The sequence below is a fragment of the Nocardia sp. NPDC051832 genome, assembly GCF_040681285.1.
In the GTDB taxonomy this organism is placed as follows: domain Bacteria; phylum Actinomycetota; class Actinomycetes; order Mycobacteriales; family Mycobacteriaceae; genus Nocardia.
Map to the genome: position 1 here is coordinate 526,656 of NZ_JBFAYL010000005.1, position 22,182 is coordinate 548,837.

The 22,182-nt window shown below is 69.1% G+C and carries 27 protein-coding genes; 18 read left to right on the forward strand and 9 right to left on the reverse strand.

Features of this window, described 5'->3' with window-relative positions:
- Positions 1-61 precede the first annotated feature (61 nt).
- Entirely contained in the window at positions 62-1,009 is a 948-nt protein-coding gene (locus AB0M14_RS31955) for a hypothetical protein (protein ID WP_365001755.1), read from the reverse strand.
- 453 nt (positions 1,010-1,462) lie between these two features.
- Between AB0M14_RS31955 and AB0M14_RS31960 the strand changes: the two genes are divergently transcribed.
- Complete coding sequence (locus tag AB0M14_RS31960; protein ID WP_365001758.1) at positions 1,463-1,792, forward strand: metalloregulator ArsR/SmtB family transcription factor; 330 nt, start codon at positions 1,463-1,465, stop codon at positions 1,790-1,792.
- Positions 1,792-2,499 carry a cation transporter gene (locus tag AB0M14_RS31965; RefSeq protein ID WP_365001761.1) on the forward strand — a complete coding sequence of 236 codons (708 nt, stop codon included), beginning with the start codon at positions 1,792-1,794 and terminating at the stop codon, positions 2,497-2,499. Before AB0M14_RS31960 ends, AB0M14_RS31965 begins: the two co-directional genes overlap by 1 nt.
- 94 nt (positions 2,500-2,593) lie before the next feature.
- On the opposite strand, the gene AB0M14_RS31970 is transcribed toward AB0M14_RS31965, so the two are convergent.
- Positions 2,594-3,238: a thioredoxin domain-containing protein gene (locus tag AB0M14_RS31970; protein WP_365001763.1), complete on the reverse strand. Its 645-nt coding sequence runs from the start codon at positions 3,236-3,238 to the stop codon at positions 2,594-2,596.
- 162 nt (positions 3,239-3,400) lie between these two features.
- Positions 3,401-3,850, reverse strand: coding sequence for a hypothetical protein (locus tag AB0M14_RS31975; RefSeq protein ID WP_365001766.1), 450 nt, complete (start codon positions 3,848-3,850; stop codon positions 3,401-3,403).
- Here AB0M14_RS31975 and AB0M14_RS31980 point away from each other — a divergent pair.
- On the forward strand, positions 3,839-4,033 hold the full coding sequence (locus tag AB0M14_RS31980; RefSeq protein WP_365001768.1) for a hypothetical protein: 195 nt from the start codon (positions 3,839-3,841) through the stop codon (positions 4,031-4,033). The two genes, AB0M14_RS31975 and AB0M14_RS31980, sit on opposite strands and share 12 nt — an antisense overlap.
- Positions 4,034-4,324: 291 nt before the next feature.
- Here AB0M14_RS31980 and AB0M14_RS31985 read toward each other — a convergent pair whose 3' ends face one another.
- A complete protein-coding gene (locus AB0M14_RS31985; protein ID WP_365001771.1) occupies positions 4,325-4,714 on the reverse strand; it encodes a spore germination protein GerW family protein in 390 nt (129 codons plus the stop codon).
- A gap of 93 nt (positions 4,715-4,807) precedes the next feature.
- Between AB0M14_RS31985 and AB0M14_RS31990 the strand changes: the two genes are divergently transcribed.
- The 3 genes from AB0M14_RS31990 (at position 4,808) to AB0M14_RS32000 (ending at position 6,898) form a co-directional block, all read left to right on the forward strand.
- Positions 4,808-5,251: a MarR family transcriptional regulator gene (locus AB0M14_RS31990; RefSeq protein WP_365001774.1), complete on the forward strand. Its 444-nt coding sequence runs from the start codon at positions 4,808-4,810 to the stop codon at positions 5,249-5,251.
- A gap of 158 nt (positions 5,252-5,409) precedes the next feature.
- Positions 5,410-6,306, forward strand: a complete 897-nt coding sequence (locus tag AB0M14_RS31995) for a M23 family metallopeptidase (RefSeq protein ID WP_365001777.1) — start codon at positions 5,410-5,412, stop codon at positions 6,304-6,306.
- A gap of 226 nt (positions 6,307-6,532) precedes the next feature.
- Positions 6,533-6,898, forward strand: a complete 366-nt coding sequence (locus AB0M14_RS32000; RefSeq protein ID WP_365001780.1) for a hypothetical protein — start codon at positions 6,533-6,535, stop codon at positions 6,896-6,898.
- 12 nt (positions 6,899-6,910) lie between these two features.
- Here AB0M14_RS32000 and AB0M14_RS32005 read toward each other — a convergent pair whose 3' ends face one another.
- Positions 6,911-8,059: a DUF5925 domain-containing protein gene (locus tag AB0M14_RS32005; protein ID WP_365001782.1), complete on the reverse strand. Its 1,149-nt coding sequence runs from the start codon at positions 8,057-8,059 to the stop codon at positions 6,911-6,913.
- An 88-nt stretch (positions 8,060-8,147) separates the two neighbouring features.
- Here AB0M14_RS32005 and AB0M14_RS32010 point away from each other — a divergent pair, with 88 nt between their 5' ends.
- The 4 genes from AB0M14_RS32010 (at position 8,148) to AB0M14_RS32025 (ending at position 11,196) form a co-directional block, all read left to right on the forward strand.
- Entirely contained in the window at positions 8,148-8,588 is a 441-nt protein-coding gene (locus tag AB0M14_RS32010) for a MarR family transcriptional regulator (RefSeq protein ID WP_365001785.1), read from the forward strand.
- Between the two features lie 96 nt (positions 8,589-8,684).
- Entirely contained in the window at positions 8,685-9,095 is a 411-nt protein-coding gene (locus AB0M14_RS32015) for a YciI family protein (RefSeq protein ID WP_365001788.1), read from the forward strand.
- A gap of 6 nt (positions 9,096-9,101) precedes the next feature.
- A complete protein-coding gene (locus AB0M14_RS32020) occupies positions 9,102-10,277 on the forward strand; it encodes a DUF6596 domain-containing protein (RefSeq protein ID WP_365001791.1) in 1,176 nt (391 codons plus the stop codon).
- 37 nt (positions 10,278-10,314) lie between these two features.
- Positions 10,315-11,196, forward strand: coding sequence for an aldo/keto reductase (locus AB0M14_RS32025; protein ID WP_365001794.1), 882 nt, complete (start codon positions 10,315-10,317; stop codon positions 11,194-11,196).
- 3 nt (positions 11,197-11,199) lie between these two features.
- On the opposite strand, the gene AB0M14_RS32030 is transcribed toward AB0M14_RS32025, so the two are convergent.
- Positions 11,200-11,622 carry a hypothetical protein gene (locus tag AB0M14_RS32030; protein WP_365001797.1) on the reverse strand — a complete coding sequence of 141 codons (423 nt, stop codon included), beginning with the start codon at positions 11,620-11,622 and terminating at the stop codon, positions 11,200-11,202.
- A 215-nt stretch (positions 11,623-11,837) separates the two neighbouring features.
- Between AB0M14_RS32030 and AB0M14_RS32035 the strand changes: the two genes are divergently transcribed.
- The 5 genes from AB0M14_RS32035 (at position 11,838) to AB0M14_RS32055 (ending at position 15,890) form a co-directional block, all read left to right on the forward strand.
- The gene (locus tag AB0M14_RS32035) at positions 11,838-12,728 is read left to right on the forward strand and encodes an SDR family NAD(P)-dependent oxidoreductase (protein ID WP_365001799.1); all 891 of its coding nucleotides are present in this window, start codon (positions 11,838-11,840) and stop codon (positions 12,726-12,728) included.
- A gap of 100 nt (positions 12,729-12,828) precedes the next feature.
- Positions 12,829-13,440, forward strand: coding sequence for a DUF998 domain-containing protein (locus AB0M14_RS32040; protein WP_365001802.1), 612 nt, complete (start codon positions 12,829-12,831; stop codon positions 13,438-13,440).
- Between the two features lie 36 nt (positions 13,441-13,476).
- The gene (locus AB0M14_RS32045) at positions 13,477-14,667 is read left to right on the forward strand and encodes a site-specific integrase (RefSeq protein WP_365001805.1); all 1,191 of its coding nucleotides are present in this window, start codon (positions 13,477-13,479) and stop codon (positions 14,665-14,667) included.
- A 155-nt stretch (positions 14,668-14,822) separates the two neighbouring features.
- Positions 14,823-15,542, forward strand: a complete 720-nt coding sequence (locus AB0M14_RS32050; RefSeq protein WP_365001808.1) for a M23 family metallopeptidase — start codon at positions 14,823-14,825, stop codon at positions 15,540-15,542.
- A 27-nt stretch (positions 15,543-15,569) separates the two neighbouring features.
- Positions 15,570-15,890 carry a hypothetical protein gene (locus tag AB0M14_RS32055; protein WP_365001810.1) on the forward strand — a complete coding sequence of 107 codons (321 nt, stop codon included), beginning with the start codon at positions 15,570-15,572 and terminating at the stop codon, positions 15,888-15,890.
- 3 nt (positions 15,891-15,893) lie between these two features.
- Here AB0M14_RS32055 and AB0M14_RS32060 read toward each other — a convergent pair whose 3' ends face one another.
- Positions 15,894-16,367, reverse strand: a complete 474-nt coding sequence (locus AB0M14_RS32060) for a nitroreductase family deazaflavin-dependent oxidoreductase (protein WP_365001813.1) — start codon at positions 16,365-16,367, stop codon at positions 15,894-15,896.
- A 179-nt stretch (positions 16,368-16,546) separates the two neighbouring features.
- Between AB0M14_RS32060 and AB0M14_RS32065 the strand changes: the two genes are divergently transcribed.
- On the forward strand, positions 16,547-17,566 hold the full coding sequence (locus tag AB0M14_RS32065) for an alpha/beta hydrolase family protein (protein WP_365001815.1): 1,020 nt from the start codon (positions 16,547-16,549) through the stop codon (positions 17,564-17,566).
- 6 nt (positions 17,567-17,572) lie between these two features.
- On the opposite strand, the gene AB0M14_RS32070 is transcribed toward AB0M14_RS32065, so the two are convergent.
- Complete coding sequence (locus tag AB0M14_RS32070) at positions 17,573-18,184, reverse strand: helix-turn-helix domain-containing protein (RefSeq protein ID WP_365001818.1); 612 nt, start codon at positions 18,182-18,184, stop codon at positions 17,573-17,575.
- Between the two features lie 49 nt (positions 18,185-18,233).
- On the opposite strand from AB0M14_RS32070, the gene AB0M14_RS32075 reads away from it, so the two are divergent.
- Positions 18,234-19,481 (forward strand): oxygenase MpaB family protein, encoded by a 1,248-nt coding sequence (locus tag AB0M14_RS32075; RefSeq protein WP_365001821.1) that lies wholly within the window; start codon positions 18,234-18,236, stop codon positions 19,479-19,481.
- A 12-nt stretch (positions 19,482-19,493) separates the two neighbouring features.
- Here the strand turns inward: AB0M14_RS32075 and AB0M14_RS32080 are convergent, their stop codons facing one another.
- Positions 19,494-20,363, reverse strand: coding sequence for a TetR/AcrR family transcriptional regulator (locus tag AB0M14_RS32080; protein ID WP_365001824.1), 870 nt, complete (start codon positions 20,361-20,363; stop codon positions 19,494-19,496).
- Positions 20,364-20,410: 47 nt separating this feature from the next.
- On the opposite strand from AB0M14_RS32080, the gene AB0M14_RS32085 reads away from it, so the two are divergent.
- Positions 20,411-22,168 carry a right-handed parallel beta-helix repeat-containing protein gene (locus AB0M14_RS32085; protein WP_365001827.1) on the forward strand — a complete coding sequence of 586 codons (1,758 nt, stop codon included), beginning with the start codon at positions 20,411-20,413 and terminating at the stop codon, positions 22,166-22,168.
- The last annotated feature ends 14 nt before the right edge of the window (positions 22,169-22,182 follow it).

Here is a 22,182-nt window from a genome sequence, read left to right on the forward strand (position 1 = left end):
GAACTCATGGCGGCATCGGCGGGGTAGGCCCCGCCACCAGTTCCGGATGATCTTGGTCGAGTCAGGCTGTGGAGCTGGTTCGGTCCTTGGGTGGGGTGCGGCGGGTGGTGGCGAGGAGTTCGTCGAGCTGGGCTTCGGCGCGTTCGGCGCGGGCCTGGGTTTGGGCGCGGGCCTGGTCGAGGGCTTCGATGCGGTGGGCGGCTTCGGTGCGGACCTGATCGATCGTGGTGGCGGCGTCGGCGCGGGCGGCGGTCAGATCGGCGGCGGCGGTGCGGCGCGCGTCGGCGAGTTCGGTGCGGACGGCGTCGAGTTCGGCCCGGACCCGGCGCGATTCCTCGCGTGCCTCGCTGGCGGCTTCGGCGCGTTCGGCCGCGGCTTGCTCGGCACGGTCGATGGCGCGTTCGGCGTCGGCGGCGCGTTGGACGGCGAGATCTCGTTCGGCGCCGGCGGCGGTGACCTGCTGGGCCGCTTCGCGGCGGATCTGTTCGATATCGGCGGCGGCTTTGCGGCGGGCCTTCTCTATCTCCTCCTCAGCCTGTTCGCGGGCGCGGGCGACGTCCTCGGCGGCTTCGCGGCGTACGGTGCGGATCTCGGCTTCGGCGGCACTGTGGGCGGCGAAGATGTCGTCGGCGGCCTGTTTGGCGACGTGCTCGACCTCGCGCAGCGCGTCGTCGCGGGCGGTGTTCGCTTCGGCCACCAGGGTTTCGGCTTGTTCGGCGGCGCTGGCCGCGTCCTCGGCGGCCGCTTCGGCCTGAGCACGGGTCTCCTCCGCTTCCCGACGCGCTTGGTCGGCGGCCGCGGTGGCGATCTCGGCTTCGGCGATACGCCGGCCCGCGTCGGCTTGAACCGCTTGGACCTGGGCTTCGGCGACCGAAGGGTCGGCCAGGGTGGACAGTTCGGCAACCGCGGCGGTGAGGTTGTTGCCCAGCTGGTCAGCAAGCAAGCGGAATTGACTGAGCAGCTCGTCGGCTCGCAACCTGGCGGCGGTGACCGGTCCCGCTGGCGTCACAGTGACGGAAGCGGCGGGTACCTCCGACTCCTGTTGTTGCCGTTGACGTTCCCGCCACGCGCGCCACCGCGTGTGATCGGGGTGGTCACAGTATTCCGACGGCCGGCCGGGGCCGCCGCCGCGCGTGATGGGCCGGACACATCCTGGATAGTTGCATACGCTGGACACCGGTAAATCGTAGCGTCGCATTCGTCATATCCAACGTATTCACACGAAACGAAAACCGTGTCGCCCCAATCGAACCCACCGGCCAATACCTCGGTTCTAACCTCCGATAAGTGAACATTATCGGCGGTTAGATCTCCCCTCTCCGTCCAATGACCTTGAATCTGTTTCGTTTCCGTTTGGTTGATGCATACGCAACGTAACCGCGACGCAATCCCGCGAAAACTGTGCAGGTCGATTTTTGATCCATATTTCCCTGAATACAGATTTCGATGTACAGTTCGGGCGGTGGACACCTTGCTACACCGCGACGCGCTGGCCCGCTTCGGTCACGCATTGTCGGACCCGACCCGGACTCAGATCCTGCTGAGTTTGCGCAACGCGCCGGGCTACCCCTCGGATCTGGCCGAGCAGATCGGCGTCTCGCGCCAGATCCTGTCCAATCACCTTGCCTGCCTGCGCGGTTGCGGCCTGGTGGTCGCGGTACCCGAAGGCCGGCGTGCGCGCTATGAACTCGCCGACGCCCGCATCGGCCGGGCACTCGAGGATCTGACCGGTCTCGTGCTGGCGGTCGACCCCGCTTGCTGCCCGGACTCGGCGACCGAGGAGTGCTGCTGATGTCGCACGCACTCGGCATGCCCGCGGCCGTGACGCTGGGGCCGTCGCCGGATCGTCGCGCCCTGCTGTCCCGGCGAATCCGCTGGTTCGTCGCGGCGACCATCACCTACAACGTCATCGAGGCGATCATCGCGCTCACCGAGGGCGCGCGGGTTTCCTCGACCGCGCTCATCGGCTTCGGCCTGGACTCGGTCATCGAGGTGTCCTCGGCGGCGGCGGTGGCCTGGCAGTTCGCCGGCCAGGACCCGGAGAAGCGGGAAAAGCTCGCGCTGCGGATCATCGCGTTCTCCTTCTTCGCCCTCGCCGCCTACGTCACCATCGACTCGATCCGCGGACTCCTCGGCGGCGGGGAATCCCGGCATTCCTCGATCGGCATCACGCTGGCCGCGGTCAGTCTGGCCGTCATGCCCGCGCTGTCATGGGCGCAACGCCGGGCCGGACGTGAGCTCGGATCCGCTTCGGCAGTCGCCGATTCCAAGCAGACGCTGCTGTGCACTTACCTCTCCGCGGTCCTGCTGGTGGGGTTGGTCCTCAACAGTGCTTTCGGGTGGTCGTGGGCCGACCCGATCGCCGCACTGGTCATCGCCGCCATCGCGGTCAAAGAGGGCATCAACGCCTGGCAGGGTGATACCTGCTGCCCCTCCCCGACCGCGCTGGGCGCCGAGGCGAAAACCGCTGAGGCCGACTGTGCCTGCTGCGAGGATTGATCAGCCCTCAGTCCGCGACGACCTGCGTACCCTCGATCGAGACCTTGCGGGTAGCGAGCGGACTCCGGGCCGGGCCGCGCAGCACGTCGCTCGGTTACTTCGCGAGTTCGGCGTCGAGCGCGTCCTTCAGTCCCATGTAGGACGGCCTGCCGCTGAACTTCTCGCCGTTGACGAAGAAAGTCGGAGTGCCCTGCACACCCATCTCCAAGCCGTCGGCTCGGTCGGCGAGGACCCTGGACGCGACCGCCGGGTCGGCCCAATCCTTTTCGAATCGCGGCATGTCCAGGCCCAGCTGGCGGGCGAAGCCACGGAAGGTCTCGGCATGTGAAACCTGCTGGTCACCCCACTGAGCCTGGGTTTCGAACATCATGCGGTACATGGCTTCGAGTCGGCCCTGCCGGCCCGCCGCCTCGACCGCGCGGGCGGCGATCTCGGCATTGCGGTGACCCGGCAGCGGGAAGTAACGCATCACGAAGGTGACCCGGTCGCCGTATTCCGCTCGCACCTGCTCCACACCGGCGAACGCCGCACCGCACGCCTCGCATTCGAAGTCGAGGAACTCGACGACCGTCACCTTGCCGTCGGCGGCGACCGACAGGCGATGGCTGTCCGGGCGCACCAGTGCCGCGCTGCTCGCCGCCGAAACGGGCTCTTCGGATCTGTTGACCAGGATCCAGGTGAACACAACGGCGGCGACCACCGCCAGCACCAGCGTCGAAATCTTGGCGCTGGGAGACATTCTGGAAAACATCGTTGCCTTTCGTAGTCCGTGTCAGGCACGGCAGGACGCCTCGGCGGCGAATACGCACGACCGAGGGTGTGGAATGTGGTGCCGGGCACCAAGAATCGAGCCGCGGCCTGGAGTTTCAGCTTCCGCGCTGGTTCGCGGACCGGAGTCGGCCTATGTGCGCGAAACGCACAGCATCGTGAGTGAGTGCGCCATCGCACGCGCCGATGCCAGAGTGGGCCGTTCTGTCACCGGCACCGCGAACGGCATCGATATCCTGGTGGACCGGGCGAGAACGACAGCCGCCACCAGCAGCGCGAACAGCACCGTTACGCACAGACCGAGCACGCCCGCGGGAACTCCCTGCTCAGGACTGCCCCCGGTTGCGAACGCGCGCACGGAGTCGTCGCGCGAATCGAGTTCGACGGCGATCTGCCCATGGTCCACACCGGGTTGCGCGACCTCGACCACCGCACACGCCGCCTCGTCACCGAACAGCGCGACCGCCTCGTGACAGGGAGCGCTTTGGGTGAACATCATCGCGACGAGCACACCGAGAATCGCGAGCAGGCCACCCAGATGCCCGCGCCGCGCGGCGCCAGGAACAGCTGAGTGACGGGTCATGCTGCCGAGAGTAACGGTGCGCCGTGCTGCCGCGCGCGGACGGGCAGCATCGGCGTCATCATCGCCGCCGCACTGGACAATCCCGCCCTGCTGTTCCTCGCGTTGTTCGTCCACGGAGCGGGCACCGCCACCAACCTGCCAACCCGCTACGCCGGCACCGGTCTGGCCACCGCCGCGCACTGAGGCAGTGCGGTGTCGACCGTGCTGGTCGCCACCACCCTCGGCGGCGTCGTGGGCTCGAACCTCGCCGCGCCCACCGGCGGGCGGGCACGCGCGGTCGGCATTCCACAGCTCGCCGGGTCGTTCCTGCTCGCCGCCGTCGCTTACGCGCTGGCCGCGCTCGTGCTGGCAGTCTGGCTGCGTCCGGATCCGCTGCTGCTGGCGCTGGCGTTGCTGAGCCTGGGCTGGAACCTCGGCCTGGTCGCCGGCTGCGTGCGGCCGCTTTCCTATCGGATCGGCAAGAGGCGCTGCCGTTCAGCGCTTCCGATACAGTCGCAGGCCCGCACGCATCAGCCGGGAGGTGGCCAGGCCGATCGCCAGCGGAACGATCACGTCAACCCAGGGATCGCGGATCGGACGGTAGCGCGCGACGCCGTCCCGGATCTCGATGTAACCCAGCGGCCGCACGTCCATCCCGCCGCCGCCACCTCCGCCCTCGCCCACTTTGTCCGGGCTGGACTCGCGCCCCAGGCCGCCCCCGAAGCCGAATCCGGCTCGCGCCACCGGAATCACGGTGATCCCGGCGCAGACGATCGGCTCACCGAAGACCGCGCCGACTCGGGCTCGCGCACTCAGCATTTCGGCCATCCCCTCCAGCAGCCGCACCGAATCGGGTGTTGCTCCTTCGGCTGGTAACTGTGTCATTCGACCCCGCCGCCTTCCTCGAAATCGGCACCGCCGCCTACACTCGATTCAGGAGGTCAGTGCACAGTGAAGCCAGTTCACAATATCCCGCCTGTGAGTGGAATCGCCAGGGGCGCAACAGATCATCTGTTCGAGCTCACCGAGGTGCTCGGCGCGACGATGGAACGCGGCATGGCCGAGCGCGGGCTGAGTCTGGCCCGCGCCCGCCTGTTGTGGACGCTGCATCATCACGGCCCGCGCACCCAACGCGAGATCGCCGATCTGCTCGCGACGACGCCACGCAATGTCACCGGTCTGCTCGATGGTCTGGCCGGGGACGGTTACCTTGTGCGCCAGCCGCATCCGAACGATCGCCGCGCGACGTTGGTGACACTCACCGAGAACGGACGACGATTCACCGCCGCCCTGCGCACCGAACGCGACATCATGGCCGACGCACTGTTGGGCGACATTCCCCCCGCGCAGATCGAGGCTTTCAGCGCAGTGCTCGGTCTCGTCGTCCAGCGCCTGCGCGGCACCACACCGCCGGGCTGCTGACCAGGTCCGGGACGAGGCACCGCCGGCCGCTTCGCCGGAACAGGACACAGGCCGGTTACCGGCCGGTACAGTTCTTATCACGACATAGCCAGTAGGCGTTACCGTCCGACGGTGGCCGAAAACACAGTCGCCCAACATGATCGACGCTAGGACGAGCTGTGCCGCACCACCGAATTGCCCCTGGTTCCGTTTCCGTCAAGGACCTACTCGGTGCGGCGGGCATCGAGCCACCGGTCGGCCACCGCGCCGACACCACAGGTCGCTTCAAAGTCGCCGCGGGCGCCGCTGTCGCCACCGGCGCGCTGCTGGGCAGCGTCGCCCAATTGACTCCCGCGGCCGCGGTCGCCGAGCCGCTCCCGCCCACCGATCAGGGAGCGGAAAACCCACTGGACGCGGGCTTGCGCTGGCTCTCGTCGCTCGTTCCGCCGCCGGCGCCCGCTCCGGCCCCGGTGCTGGCGGAAGAGCCCGCCCCGCAACCGGAGTACCCGGAGCCCGCGCCCACCGTGGCCCCGGCGGCCGCGCCCTTCGGCTTCGCCAATCTCCCCCCGCAGATCGCCGGTCCACTGGCCCAAGCCGAACAGATCATCAAGGACTTGCAGCAGCAGGCAACCCCCCTCGCGCCTGCTCAGGCCGCGCCCGCAGCGCCCGCGGTCCTGCCGGTCGCCGGGCAGATCAGCTCCGAATTCGGCAGCCGCTGGGGCGGATTCCACTACGGCGTCGACATCGCCGAGCCGCTGGGCACCCCGATCCAGTCCGCGATGGGCGGCACCGTCCTGGAAGCCGGACCGGCCTCCGGATTCGGCCAATGGGTGCGCGTGCAGCAGGACGACGGCACCATCGCGGTCTACGGCCACGTCAACGACTTCTATGTACAGCCCGGTCAGCGGGTCGACGCCGGCGACGTGATCGCCTCGGTCGGCAACCGCGGCCAATCCACCGGCCCGCACTTGCACCTGGAAATCTGGGACCAAGCCGGCAACAAGATCGACCCCGTCGCCTGGCTGGCCGACAAGGGCGTTCTCACCGAAGAACATTGGGACGACCACCGGCACTGACCGGCTCAGAAGTTGATTGCGCCGCACCACACAGCGCGGGTTTGCCGACGAGGAACGGGCTGCCCGGGACGATGTCGACGATCCGGCCCAGCGATCTGCTCGGTGGCGCTGTTTGAAGTTTCGGAAACACGGTGCTCACACCCGCCGTTCCAGCGGCTCCGTCTTGCCGTCCGGTGGTCGAATAGAATCGACCGGTCCGATCGACCCGGAGGAACGGAGCCCCCACGTGGCAGAGGCAGAACCGGTCAGCTGGGCGCATCTGAAGACCCGCCGGCCCAGCGACGCCGACCGCGCCGCCCTGCGCGAAACGCTGGTCGAGCGTGCCGCGGCGGTGCGGCAGCACGGCTGGGACGACTACCGCCAGGTGTGGACGCCCGGCGAGCTGGCCGGTGTCGCCTACCTGTTGCAGGATGCCGCGCTGCTCGAGGAGCTCGACGAGCCCGAGGGTTCGGTGCTGACCCGGTTCGCCGGGGCGCTCTACGGTTTCCACGGGGCGCGCAAGGAGATCGAGTCCGGTCTGGTCGACACGCAGGCCTGGTTCGCGGACGCGCGCAAGGAATTGGCGCGCCGCGCCGCCGGGACGGACCGTTAGTCCGTCCCGGGGCTACAGGTAGCCGGCGTCGGTGAATTCGACCGGCGCCGATTGGATCCGGGGGCGTTCCTCGCGGGCCTCGATCAGCTCGGCGAGGGTCATCCCGTCGGGTCCCACGACCGGCTTGGGCCGCTCGCCGAGCTCACGTTCCAGCCACGCGCTCGCCTCGGCCGGGGCCAGGGGGCCGACTTCGAGCTGGGCCAGACACCGTCCGGGCCGCACCACCGCCGGATGCAAACGCGACAGGTGCTCGTTGGTGGTGATCGCCACCAGCACGTCGCGGCCCTGGCCCAGCATGCCGTCGGTCAAGTTGAGCAGCCGCGAAAGCCCTTGCCCGGTCGACTCTTTGGCCGACCCGCGGATCAGCTCGTCGCAGTCCTCGAGCACCAGCAGCCGCCAGCGTCGCTTGCTGTGGTCGTAGGTGTCCACGCCGATGGCGACCTCCATGAGGTAACCGGGGGTGGCGAAGAGCACTTCGGGGTCGAGGACACAGTCGACCTGACACCAGTCGGCCCACTCCCGGGCCAGCGCCCGCAGCGCGGAGGTCTTGCCGGTGCCGGGCGGGCCGTGCAACAGCAGCAGCCGCCCGCTCACGTCCTCGGCGCGCAACGCCATCAGCGTGCCGATCGCCGCCCCGACATCGGCGCCGTAATTGCCTGCCACCTCCGCCCACGCCGCCGCGCTGATGGTGCGTTCGCGCCGCTGCGGGCCGTGCGCGCTGTGGTGCCAGAACCCCATCGACACCTGACTGTCGTCGACCTCGGGTTCGACGGTGGCATCGGCACTGCACACCTCGATCACCGTGCGCGCCAGCTCCTCGCTGTCCGCGCAGACATCGAGCCGCGCGCTGCCGTTGCCGCGGCGCACCACCCGCAACGTCCACCCGTCCCCGGCCCAGAGCGTGGCCTGGGTCCCGTCGTCGTCGCTGGTCCGCAGCACTCGGGCGTCCTCGGGCCGCAACGGCGCGTCCGGTTTGACGCCTTCGAGTTCGACGGCCACCGCGTGCGGCTGCTCGCCGCTGACGTAGGGCGCGAGGGACAGTGCGTCGATGATGTCGCGGGTGGAATCGGAGTCGTCGAGGTTCATCACCCACGAGAGCGCGGGCCCGGCCGGCTCCTCGCGGCCGACCAGCCGGAGGCGTTCCTGTGGTGTAGAAGTCATTTCGATGATCATCCGGTTATCGGGTACCCCGGTCCACCCAATATCCGCGACCCCATTCATTGGCTGCGCCAACAGGTAGGGTGGCGGCGTGGACCGGACACCCGAACGTTTGACCGCGAAGCCGAGTTGGCTGCTCACCCAGTTGTCGGTGCATGCGCAGCGATTCACCTCCGAGGGGTTCGCCGCGGCGGAGGCGCGGGGTTACCACTATCGGATCCTGGCCGCGCTCGCGGAGTTCGGGCCGGGCAGTCAGGCCGAGATCGGGCGGCGCTGCCATATGGACCGCAGTGACGTGGTGGCGGCGATCAATGAACTGGCCGAGCCGGGATTCGTCGAGCGGACACCGGATCCGGGCGACCGCCGGCGCAATATCGTCACCCTGACCAAGGCGGGCGAGCGGCAGTTGCAGCGGCTGGACACCGCGCTCGACCAGGCGCAGAACGAGTTGCTCGCGCCGCTGCCCGCCGAGGACAGGCAGCAGCTGACCCGGCTGCTCACCCGGCTGCTCACCCATCACCAAAAGATCTGAGAACTTTTTCGCCGCGGCATGTCGAGATCCGGACGGCGGCTCCGTCCCCGGGGTGAATGCGGCCGGAATGGGCCGCACAACATCGAGGAGAACATCATGGCCAAGTACCTGTTGCTCAAGCATTACCGCGGCGCGCCGGCGGCGGTCAACGACGTCCCGATGTCGGAGTGGACGCCCGAGGAGATCTCGGCGCACGTGCAGTACATGAACGATTTCGCCGCCCGCCTCGAGACCACCGGCGAATATGTCGACAGCCAGGCGCTATCCCCGCAGGGCACTTTCGTCCGCTACGACGGCGAGGGTCAGCCGCCGGTGACCGACGGCCCGTTCCCCGAAACCAAGGATCTGATAGCGGGCTGGATGGTGATCGACGTCGACACCTACGACCGGGCCCTGGCACTGGCCGCCGAGCTGTCCGCGGCCCCCGGCGCCGGCGGCAAGCCCATCCACGAGTGGCTCGAGCTGCGCCCGTTCTACAACACCGCGCCGCCGACCATCACCGAGTGAGACCCGGTGGATGAGACCCTGCTGCGGACTCTCACCCCCGCGGTGATCGGGATCCTCGGCCGTCGCGGCGCCGATTTCGCGACGGCCGAGGACGCCGTGCAGGAAGCCCTGCTCGAAGCCATCCGGGTCTGGCCCGAGGACCCGCCGCGCGATCCCAAGGGCTGGCTGGTCGCGGTGGCGTGGCGCAAGTTCCTCGACCTGGCCCGCGCCGACACCTCCCGTCGCCGGCGCGAAGAACTCGTCGATCTCGAGCCCGAACCCGGCGCCGCACCGGCCGTCGACGACAGCCTCCAGCTGTATTTCCTGTGCGCGCACCCCGCACTGACGCCGGCCTCGGCGGTCGCGCTGACCCTGCGTGCGGTCGGCGGCCTGACCACCAAACAGATCGCGCAGGCCTACCTGGTGCCCGAGGCGACCATGGCCCAGCGCATCAGCCGCGCCAAACGCACCGTCAGCGGCGTCCGCCTGGACCGGCCCGGCGATGTCGCCACCGTGCTGCGCGTGCTCTACCTGGTGTTCAACGAGGGCTACTCCGGCGACCTCGACCTGGCCGCCGAGGCGATCCGCCTGACCCGTCAGCTCGCGGCCGCCATCAAACACGAGGAGGTCGCGGGCCTGCTGGCCCTGATGCTGCTGCATCACGCCCGCCGCGCGGCCCGGACCCGCCCCGACGGGTCGCTGGTGCCCCTCGCCGAGCAGGACCGCAGCCGGTGGGACACCCGCCTGATCGCCGAGGGCGTCGACATCCTGCAGGCCGCGCTGGCCCGAGATCGCTTGGGCGAGTTCCAAGCTCAGGCCGCCATCGCCGCCCTGCACGCCGACGCCCGCACTGCCGCCGACACCGACTGGGTGCAGATCGTCGAGTGGTACGACGAACTGCTGCGCTGCACCGACAACCCGGTCGCCCGCCTCAACCGCGCCGTCGCGGTCGGCGAAGCCGACGGCGCCCGCGCCGGACTGGCCGCCCTCTCCGGCCTCGACCCGGCCCTGCCCCGCTACACCGCCGCCTGCGCCTACCTGCATGAACGCGCCGGCGACCGAGCCGAGGCCGCCCGCCTCTACGCCGCGGCCGCCGACACCGCGCCCACCCTGCCCGAACACGATCACCTCACCCGCCAGGCCGCCCGCCTCAACGCCGAGCTGCGCTCCGAAGAAAGGCCACTACCAGGGGATACCGCGTAGGCCCGCCGCGCGGCCCGCGCGCCCCTACGGTGGAGGGATGACCACCAACACGATCACGTTGAACAACGGTGTGCAGATGCCGGGACTCGGCCTGGGTGTGTTTCAGACACCGCCCGCGGAGACCTCCGAGGCGGTCGCCGAGGCGTTGCGCATCGGGTATCGGCACATCGACACCGCCGCCGCCTACGGCAACGAGCGTGAGGTCGGGGAAGGGATCCGCCGATCGGGACTCGAGCGCTCGGAGATCTTCGTGGAGACGAAGGTGTGGATCAACGATTACGGCCTCGAGGAAACCCGGCACGCGTTCGACAAGAGCGCGAGCAAGCTGGGCGTGGAGCAGATCGATCTGCTGATTCTGCATCAGCCGCTGTCCGAGGACTTCGCACGCACCCTCGATGCCTACCGGGCGCTGGAGAAACTGCTCGCCGACGGCAAGGTGCGGGCGATCGGCGTCAGCAATTTCCTGCCCGCACATATGAAGCGGTTGCTGGCGGAGACCACGGTGCAGCCGGCGGTGAATCAGATCGAATTGCATCCCTATTTTCAGCAGCGCGACGTCCAGAAACTCGACAACCAGCAGGAGATCCTGACCCAGGCGTGGTCGCCGATCGGTGGCATCACCGCCTACGCCGGCGGCGAGAAGCGCACCTTCGACGACCCGGTACTGCGGGAGATCGGGCAGCGGCACGGCAAAACGGCCGTGCAGGTGATGCTGCGCTGGCATCTGCAGGAGGGCCGCTCGGCGATCCCGAAATCCACGAAACCGGCGCGGATCGCCGAGAACTTCGACGTGTTCGACTTCGAACTCTCCCTCGAACAGATCGCCGCCATCGACGGTCTGGACACCGGTGTCCGCAGTGGCCCGGACCCCGACAGCATCACCCTGGAAACCTACGGCCGCGATATCCCCGAGGCGTGAGGATCAGGGCACCAGCAGATACCACTCGGCGAAGGAGCCCTGCATCGGCCAGCTCGCGGCCATGATCTTGGCCGGGCCCATCCCGACCCACAGGTCCACGCTGACCGCCTCGCCGGGCGTCGCGCCGGTGTGGACGTAGACGTTGTGGTGGCGCGCGCCCGCCGAACCGACCCAGCCCAGCGACACCTGGTTTCCACACGGCCCGCGCTGATAACCCAAGGGGCGCACGTGGGCTCGGACCCAGCCGGGGCGCTGCGGTGTCGCCTCGACCGCGACGTCGATCGCGCCCGCGCAGAAGTTGGCGTTGCCGAAGTTGTAGAGGGTGGTGCCGAAAGGGCTGAATTGCGGAAGCGGCGCCGCCTGAGCGGGCTGCGCTCCGAAGACCAGCGCGCCGGCGCCCGCCGCCGCCATCAGCCCTGCTGCCATCTGCCGAATCATCATCTGTGGATGTCCTTCCCGCATAACGACATTCGCGACGCTACTACGGTCGCCCGGGACGCGGAGACGATTGATCGATATCGGACATGACGGCCGATGGCCGTTCATCCAGAATCCATATCCGATCGTACGAGCGGGGCCGGAACCGCCGCTGCCGGGCGTAGCTTGAAGGGAACTCGACAGACCAGCTCCCAGGGGGCGAGATGACCACCATGGTGATGACCGGCGGCACTTCCGGATTCGGGATGATCACGGCGCAGCGGCTCAAAGGTGGTAACGCCCGGGTGATCCTGGGCGCGCGGCGACCGGAGTCCGCGCTGGACACCTTTCCGCTGGAACTCACCGAGCTGGACTCGGTGCGCGGATTCGCCGCCGCGGTCCGCGCCGAGCTGGGCGACACCCCGATCGACGCGCTGGTACTCAACGCCGGGCTGATCAGCCCCGACGCCGACAGCCGCACCGCCGACGGGTTCGAGACGACCTTCGCGGTCAATCATCTCGCGCACTATCTGCTGCTGCGGCTGCTGCTCCCGGCGCTGGCCCAGGACGCGATCGTCACGCTGACCACCAGCGGAACCCACGACCCCGCGACCAAGGCCAGTCTGGTCACGCCCCGCCACGCCGACGCGGAGCTGCTGGCCCACCCCGATCGCGATCCCGACCGGAATCCCAAGGCGAGCAAGGCAGGTCAGCATGCCTACACCGCCTCCAAACTGTGCGCGGTCCTGACCGTTCGCGCGTTGACCGAACGGCACCCCCAGCTCACCGCCCTCGCCTACGACCCCGGCCAGGTGTTCGGGACCGGCCTGGCCAAGGACCTCGCCCTGCCGCTACGGATCGCCTGGACCGTCCTGGGCACCCCGGCGGGCTGGCCGGTGCGCCGCTTCAGCCCCACCCTCAACACCCGCACGGCCGCCGGAAATACCCTGGCCGACTTGGTGTTCCGACTCCAGACCGCACCGGACGGCCACACCTACGCCGCCTTGCGGCGCGGCGAACTTGCCTGGATCGACCCGTCCGTCCCAGCCCGCGACGACAAACTCGCGCAGACATTGTGGGCCGACAGCGCCCGCCTCGTCGGCCTGCCCGACTGAACTCGATTCCTCACAGTGACGAAACTGTCCGGCCCCTGGTCCCCGGCGAAACTCGCCGAATCCCAACACCTTCCACACCCTCGATCCCATAGTGGACGACATGATGAAGGTGAGCCGCTGGTGCGGCCTCCTGACGGGGCCGCTGTTCATCGTCGCGTTCGGCATCGAAGGTGCGCTGCGCGAGGGTTACAACCCGATGCGGCATCCGGTCAGCGCCCTCTCGCTCGGCCCGTGGGGGTGGACAGCGAGCATCACCTTCGCCGTGTGCGGTGTCCTGGGCCTGGTCTTCGCGGCCGGGCTGTGGCGCGCGGGCACGGTGGTCGCCGCACTGCTGGTGGGGCTGTGGGCGATCGGCCTGCTCGGGCTGGGACTGTTCGTCACCGACCCGGTCAGCGGCTATCCGCCCGGCGTACCCGCGGTGCCGGACACCACCTTCCACGCCACCCTGCACAACATCTTCTCGGTGCTGGTGCTGCTCGGGCTCACCGCCGCCTGTTTCGTCTTCGCCGGTGACCGCGGCTGGCTGTGGATGGGGTACTCGCTGGCCTCCGGACTGGTGTTCGGCGTGGCCTTCATGGTGGCGGGCAGCGGTTTCGCGCAAGCCCCGAACCTCGTCGACACCGGCGGACTGTGGCAGCGGATCGCGATCGTCGCCGGTTGGACGTGGCTGACGGTGCTGGCGTTCCTGTCGAAGGAGCTCTCCAGCGCCTAGTGTGGTACCGCGACCCGAGACGTGAAAGGCGGTGCGGTGGAAGCGGTACCCGAGCTGGTGCGCAACGAGCTGCGCCGGGGTGTGCGCAGTGTGCTGGTCGACGCGGCGGCGTTGCGGCTGGTGCGGGAACGGTTCGACGACGTGCAGGCCGGATCGCTGCGCCGCTATCTGGAGGCCTCGCAGTCGGCGAATACGTTGCGCGCCTACCGCACCGACTGGATCGCGTGGGCGGGCTGGTGCGCCACCGAGCAGCGCCAGGCGTTGCCCGCCGACCCGCTGGATGTGGCGGTCTATCTGGCCGCGGCCGCCGACGCGCGCCGCGAGAACGGTGAATGGGCGTTCAGCCCAGCCACTTTGGAACGTAAGTCGGCCGCGATCGCCGCCGTGCACGCCGCCAACGGGCTGCCGTCACCGACCCGCTCGGATGTGGTCCGGCTGACCTTGCGCGGTATCCGCCGCACCCGCCGCACCCCGCCGACCCGCAAACGCCCGGTCCTGCTGCACACCCTCGATCAGCTCCTGGCCGGGCTCCCGGCACCGGGCTGGCCCACCGAGCCCGCCCGCCGCCGCGACGCGCTGGCCTTGCTCATCGGGTTCGCCGGGGCCCTGCGCCGCAGCGAACTGGCCGGGCTGCGCATCGCCGACGTCCGTGTGAGCATCGATCACGGCACCGGCGAACCGCTGCTGCTGGTGCACCTGCCGACTACCAAAACCGACCCGACCGGCGTCGCCGAACAACGCGTCGCCCTGCCGCGCGGTCAGCATCCGCATACCTGCCCGGTCTGCGCCTTCGCCGACTGGCTGCGGCTGCTGGAAATCCACACCGCCGCCGGCCCGCCGGGCGTGCGCGCCTGGCTCGCCGGCACCCCCGCCGCCGACGCCGCCATCCACCGCTGCCACGGCTTCACCGGCACCGTCCTGGCCGAAAACCCGGACCTGCCACTGTTTCCCACCATCACCCGCCACGGCGGCATCGGCACCGAAGCCATGTCCGGCCGCGCGGTCGCCGAATTGGTCAAACGCTATGCCGCCCGCGCCGGGCTGGACCCCGACCTGTTCTCCGGGCATTCCCTGCGCGCCGGTTTCGCCACCCAGGCAGCCCTGGGCGGCGCGTCCGACCGCGAGATCATGCGCCAAGGCCGCTGGACCAACCCCCGCACCGTGCACAACTACATTCGCACCGCCAACCCGCTGGAGGACAACGCGGTCACCAAGCTCGGCCTGTAGCACGACAACGCCGGATGACCCTCCGGGATCTGTCGCGAGGCGGGCACGTGCGGCCGTGCCGGATCGACCGGTCGCGAATTCGAAACCGCCACGCCGCCAATAGAAATCGCCGCCCGATCGGTTACATCCGGCCGGTTTGCGGGCATACCCGCCGTGTGACAGCAGCACAGCCGCCCCGGTACTGGCCGCTCGCCGCCGGCACCTACACCCTGACCTCCGGTTTCGGACCCCGCGCGGGCGGTTTCCACTTCGGATTGGATTTCGCCGCCCCGGTGGGCACACCCTTCTACGCACCCGCCGACGGGGTGTGCGTAGAAGGGGCCGAACGCGAGAACGTTCAGGGGTTCGGGCGCTGGGTATGGCTGGACTGTCAACCGGTGGCCGGCACCGACATCGTGATCGGTCACGGCGATCCGCTCGTGCGCGGCGGCGATCCGGTGGCGGCGGGCGAACTCATCGGATATGTGAACTCCCACGGCGATTCCACCGGCCCGCACGCCCACGTCGAGGTGTGGACCGCGCCGGGCCGGGTCGGCGGTCACGCCATCGACCCGGCGCCCTGGTTCGCCGGGGCCCGGGACCCACTGGCTGGAGACGAGGAACTCATGGCACTGACATTCGTCAACTTCGAAGGCAAGACGGTCGATGCCGCGACCGCCCTGCATTGGATCGACCGGCGCACCTACCAGAACGAGGTGATGTTGATGGCGATCCTCGATCAGCTCCTGGGTCCGGGCGCGGGCCAGACCATCCGCGATCGCGCCGCGCAGCAGTGGCGCGGCTGGCCGCAGAACGGCGGCCGGTCGCTCAACGATCTGGCCGCCGCCATCGCCGAACGCCTCGATGTCCCCGGCGCCGAGGACACTTCGGCCTGAGCCGCCGAAACGGCCTACCCTGGCGGTATGACCACGCGTTCGGTCTCGCTCTGGAGCAGAGACGGCCTATATATCACGGCGAACCTGCAAGATTCGGGCGTGCTGATCATCGAAGGACAGCATCTCAGCCACGGCGGCGAATACGAGTACGCCCTCACCGTCGCCCCCGAGAAGGTGGTGTACGTGCTGGAGGCGCTCGGCGGCAAACCCGACGCCGACGTCCTGGCCCTGCTCGCGGCCAACGCCGAGTCGATCGTGCGGCGCGGCGAGAAATCCTGGCTGGAAAGCCTGGGCATCACCCCCGAGTTCTGGTCCCACGGCGACTGGAACGCCGGGTCCGGCGAATAGCTGTCAGCGCCGCCGCAGTGCGAAGATCCGGAACTGCCGCCCACCGGAGAGCTCGGACTCCATCTGATATCCCGGCCAGAACTCCACCGCCAGATCCCAGGCCCGTTTGCGCTCCACCCCGGAGATCTCGGTGACCGTCGCCGCCCCGCATTTCCCGCGATAACACACCTCCGCCACCGGGGCCGCCCGCAGATTCGCCGACCACACCGGATGCTTCGGACTTCCCCAATTGGAGCCGAGCACCAAGAGCCCTTCGTCCTCGGGCACAGCCAGCAACGACGTCGTCCGCGGCAGCCCGGTCTTGCGTCCCGGCACCGTGATCCGCACCGACGGCAGCCCCGCCACATCCAAGATGCCCCTGCGCCCCTTACTGATTCGGCGCACCCCGCGCTCCAGCCGCAGGATCGCGGGCTTGGCGCGCATGACCCAGGGACGCTGGGCGACCCGGCGTGCGACTCTGGCTAATGGATTCCGCATGGGTACCGAGTTACCCGCCAGCGTCGTTCCACACCTGCGCCGCCGTGTGCGGATCGCCACGACGGTGACCAAACCGGCGGCGGCCGCAGCACGAATCTTCGATCGACGCCGACTTTCGTCACGGGTCGGCTCGGGTGTGCGGGCGAGATCCGCCGGCACAGCTCAGGAGAGGTGTGTGTATGACGGGATTGCGATGGGCCGGCCGGGTCGTGCCGCGGTGGGCGTTGGCCGCGGCACTGGTCACCAGCGGATTGCTCGGATCTACCGCGAGCGCTGAACCGTGTGCGGCACAGGTTGTTTCGGTGCAGGACAGCGGACCCGGCCAGCAGACGGTGCTGGTGTACTCACCGGCCATGCGGCGCGAGATTCCGGTGCAGGTGCTGCGGGCCGCCGGGGCGGGGCGCCCGACGATGTATCTGCTCAACGGCTCCGGCGGCGGGCCCAATCGCAGCGGATGGGACGCGCAGACCGATGTCGTGGACTTCCTGCGGGGCAAGGACGTCAACGTGGTGACCCCGGTCGGCGGCAGCAATTCCTACTACACCGACTGGGTGCGCGAGGACGCGGTGCTCGGCTACAACAAGTGGCAGACCTTCCTCAACGAGGAGTTGCCGCCGGTGATCGAGGGCCATCTCGACGCCGGCGACCGCCGGACCCTGGTGGGGGTGTCGATGAGCGGAACCTCGGTGCTGAACCTGGCGATCGCCAAACCCGGTTTCTGGAACAGCGTCGCCTCCTACAGCGGCTGCGCACAGACCTCGGACCCGGTCGGTCAGGAGTTCGTGCGGATCACCGTGGAGAACTGGGGCGGCGGACAGAGCGTGGAGAACATGTGGGGGCCGCGCAACGGTCCGCTGTGGCGGGCCAACGATCCGCTGGTCCATGCCGAGGGGTTGCGCGGGACCGCCGTCTACCTGACCACCGGCAGCGGGATCCCGGGCGCGCCGCACGACACTCCCACCGATCCCCGGGTGCTCGACGGGCGGATCCCGCTGCCGGTGCAGATCGCGTTCGGTGGCCCGATCGAGGCCGCGATCCGCTACTGCACGGTCAATCTCGCCAACCGGCTCACCGAGCTGAATATCCCGGTCACCCTGCAGGATCGGCCCACCGGCACACATTCGTGGGGCTATTGGGAAGACGACCTGAAGCAGTCCTGGCCGTTCCTGGCCGCCTCGATCGGCGCCCGGGTCGACTGAGCGTGGCTACGGCTGCGGGGTGCTCGCGCGCAACCAGCCCGCGACCATCACCGCGGCCTCCTCGATCAGCTTCGAGCGATCCAGATGCGCGGGCGCGTCGATACCGATCCGCAAGCTGGTGGCCAAGCCGACGCTGACCATGACGTAGGCCTTGGTGTCAAGTTCCGCGTCGGGCAACGGCCCCAGCACGTTCAGCAGGTACGCGCGGGTCAGCACCAGCAGGCGGCGCTCGAGCTCGCCGAATCCCAGACCGTCGAGCGTCGCCCCGGTGGACAGCGCGCGCACCAGCGCGCGGTGGGTGGTCAGCGTGGCGACGATGCCGTGCAGGCTGCGGGAGAACGATTCTCGCGGGTCCAGCGACATCCCGGTGAGCACCGCGGTGGTGAAGTCCTCCTCCAGTTCCGCGAGCAGGCGCAGGCGCAGCTGTTCGAGGATTTCGTCCTTGTCGGCGAAATAGCGGTACAGCGTGCCGATGCTCATGCCGGCGTGCTCGGCGATCCGATTGGTGGAGGTATTGGCCACCCCGCGCTCGGCGAAAAGTCGAGTAGCCGAGGCCAGCACCCGTTCGACCGACTCCCGAGAGCGGTCTTGACTAGGCTGTTTACGACGGCTGGCCATGCGAGAAATGCGAGTAGAAGTCGAGCATTTACTCATCTTAGGCTGCCTTATGGCCGCAGATCCCCCGATTCCCACCGAGTTCCGCTACTGGGACCATCGCGACGACCCGAAAGTCCAACGCGCACGCCGCCTCTGGCACCGGCTGTTCGGCTTCGACCCGCAACCCGGCGACGAGCTGGTTCGCGCGTTCGGCCAGGCCTACTACCATGCCGACCCGGTCGCGGAGGCGTTCGTCGACGAGGTCTACCTCGGCCCGACCGGTCCCCGCGCCGGTCGCGCCATGCTGGACCAGGCACTGGAATCCGGTGTGCACACCGTCCCCGACGCCCCGGCCTCGCTGGTCCGGCTCTTCGAGGAGTTCGAGACGCCGCCGGACTGGCTGGACCCGGAGCTGGTCGCGCGCGGCGCGCGGGTCTTCCGGCGCTGGGGCACCTCGGTTTTCAGCTTCGCCACCACCAGCACCCTGGAAATGTATTCCGAAAGCTCCATCGCCAAACCGCTGTCCTACACCGGCGGCTACGCCGGGGACCGCGCCCACAAACGCCAGCTGGAAACGGTCCGGTTCTGGATCGACGTCTCCGAACCCGGCGGGCTCGAGCTCGGGGCGCGCGGCCGCCAGACCGCGATGCGCGTGCGGATCATGCACGTGTTCATCCGCCGCAAACTCCTCCAGCGCGCGGAATGGGACGCCGCCGCCTGGGGTGTGCCGATCAGCGTCGGCGACGCGACTCTGACCCTGATGGGCGGCAGTGTGGTGCCCGGGCTGGCGCTGTGGAGTGTCGGGCACACCACCACGATCCGCGAGATCGAGGCGACCCTGCATTTCTGGCGCTATGTCGGTCATCTGCTGGGAGTCCAACCCGGCTGGTACCCCGCCGATTTCCAGGACTCGGTGCGGCTGATGTTCGCCGCTTTCGTCAAGCGCGCCCACACCGCCGGGGCCGACGGCGCGGAACTGGTGGAGTCCTATCTGCCCGCGTTCGCTCCGAAAGCGGGCGCCGGCTGGCGCAAACGGCTGCGCGACGAAATCAACTACCGCGTGCAGATCGGCTACACCGGCTTCTGGTTGCCGCCGGCCACCTATCGCGCGCACACGATGCCGCGGCGGTTCCCATGGGTGCTGCATCCGCTGGTGCAGTTCCCGTTCCAGCTGACCGCCGAGGCGGCCCGGCGTCTGATCCCGGGTCTGGACGAGGTCGCCGACCGGGTGCAGCGCTACCGCCGGGAAGCCTGGTACCGCAACGAGATCGGCGACGGTGTGGCGGAATTCCGGCCGGTGCAGGAGTTCCGCCGCTGAGATCGGCCGGGCTCAGCTCGGCTGGCGCTGTCGATAGGCGCGCTGCTGGCAGGCGCGGGAGCAGTAGCTGCGGGGCCGCCCGGACGGCGGCTGGTCGATCGGGTTTCCGCACACCTGACACACCGCTTTTTCATCACGGCTTTCATCACAACTCTGGATCAGGAGCGCGATCCCGTCGAGCACCCGGCCCAGACCGAATTCGAACGGATCGGGTCGCTCGAATCCGCCCGCCTCATGCAGCGCGGTGATGGTCGGAAAACGGTCGAGCCGGGCGAAGAGCGAATCGCGCGCACTCCACCACTGTTCTTCGCTGACACCGGAATCGCGCTCGGTGCGGACGGTCTCCACCAGGGCCAGCGCCTCGGCCTCGATCAGGCGCCCGACCAGCTCGACCGCGGCCACGACCTGGACCGCGGGCAATCCGGTGGCCGCGACGACAGCCAGCATCCGTTCGTAGTTGGCCACCCCGTTGGGGCCCGGGACATGACGGGTGCCCCGGCCTTCGGCCAGCCACGGATGCCGTTGGTGCAGCGCCCAACCCTGGCGTGCGCAGGTCTCCAGCGCATCGCGCCAGCCGGCAGGCAGCGGCCCGCCGGGGAGTTCACCCTCGTCGGGAAGTTCGCCCCAGGCCGCGTCCCGCATCAGGTCCACGAGCTGATCGCGGCCCGGCACATGGCGATACAGCGACATGGTGGTGAAGCCGAGCCGGTCGGCGACCTTGCGCATCGACAGCCCTGCCAGCCCCTCCTGGTCGGCGAGTTCGACGGCGGCGGCCACGATCCGGTCCAGGTTCAGCCCGGCTCGCTGCCCGCCGGCACGGTCCCGCCACAGCAGTTCGACACCGTAGTCGGGATCCTTCGCCCGCCCTTTCGGCACTGCCACACCACCTTTCGCTGTGCTATATCTATGTGTACACCATAAACAGGAAAGTGGCTGCGCTCATGACCCAGTTCCACGTCTCCCCCTCCGGTGACGACTCCGCTCCCGGCACCGAGGAGCACCCGTTCGCCACCCTGCCCCGCGCCCAGCGCGCCGCGCGCGAGAGCGTCGGCGCGGTCCTGGTCCACCTGCGCGCCGGTACCCACGTGCTGACCGAGCCGTGGGAGTTGACCGCCGAAGACTCCGGCCGCGACGGCGCGCGCGTGATCTACCAGGCCTACGGGTACGGCACCGATGCCGCGGAACAGGTGGTGATCAGCGGCGGTACCGAGATCACCGGCTGGCGCGAACACGAGGGCCGATGGGTGGCCGAGGTCGGCGCGCTGGACACCCGCCAGCTCTCGGTAGACGGGCAACGCGCTGAACGCGCCGGCATCGACGGACTGCCCGACGGCACGACCCGCACCGAAACCGGTTACCGCACAACCAGCCTCGCGCCCCAGCAGTGGCAAGCCCCGGCCTCGGTCGAATTCGTCTACCGGGGCATCTACCCCTGGACCGAGGCCCGCTGCGGCGTCGCGGCGGTCACCCACACCGGCGAGCACACCGAGATCACCATGGCCCAACCCGCGTTCGATCAGGCCAAAGCCCTCTACAACTACGAATTCGAGTATCAGCGCCTCACCGGCCCCGCCCTGCCGACCCGGGTGGAGAACGACCCGAGTTTCCTCACCACGCCCGGCACCTTCGCCTTGACTCGCTCACACCCCGATCATCATGTGCTGCACTATCTTCCCCGCTCCGGTGAGCACCCCTCGCACACCCGCGTCGTCGCGCCCGCCCTGGAGACCTTGTTGCGCGTCACCGCCGCCCGCGACATCAGCTTCCGCGGCCTGATCTTCGCCGATGCCACCTGGTTGCGACCCAACCGATCCCAGGGCTTCCTGCACTACCACGGCAGCGGCTACTACGAGGGCGGCGACATCTACACCGAGGTGCTGATCGAAGGCCGGCAATGGCTGACGGTGCCCACCGAAACCGCCACCATCCCGGCCTGCCTGACCCTCGAGCACACTGCCGGAATCACCTTCGAGGGCTGCCGTTTCACCCGGCTGGGCGGCACCGCGCTCGGCGCCACCGCCGGCGTGGGCCTGACGGTGCGCGGCTGCGATTTCGACACCCTCGCCGCCTCCGCGATCACCCTCACCGGCGACCGCGACGCCGTCCTCGAGGACAACCTGATCCAGCACATCGGCCTGGACTACGCCGGTTCACCGGGTATCAGCCTGCTCGGCACCGCCGGCTGCACGGTCGCCCACAATCAGGTCACCGACGTCCCGCACTGCGGCATCGTCGCCGGACCCGGCACCGGAACCGTTTTGTCCAACAACCACACCGACCGCACCATGGGCGTGCTGGCCGACGGCGGTGGTCTCTATATCGCGGGCCCGCAAGGCGATTCGTTCGACAACGGCGCGCTGGTCCGCGGCAACGTCATCGACAACACCCGCACCCCGTACAACTTCGGCCTCTACACCGACTACGGCGCGGCCTGGGTGCAGGTGCAGGACAACGTCGTCGGGCAGGCGGACAACTCCGCGGTCCTGCACGTCGGCCCGCCGCTGGACCACGTCGTCTTTCGCGGCAACTACTGGAACTCCGACCCGGTCGGCAGCGACGCGGTCCCGGCCGGGGTGACCTACGAGAACAACACCACCCTCACCGACACAGACGAACTCGAGGCCGCGAGCAGCGCAATCCGCGCTCGCGCGGGCCTGCTGCGGACCCAGGAGCCCGCGATCGGCTGAACCCGCGCCGAATT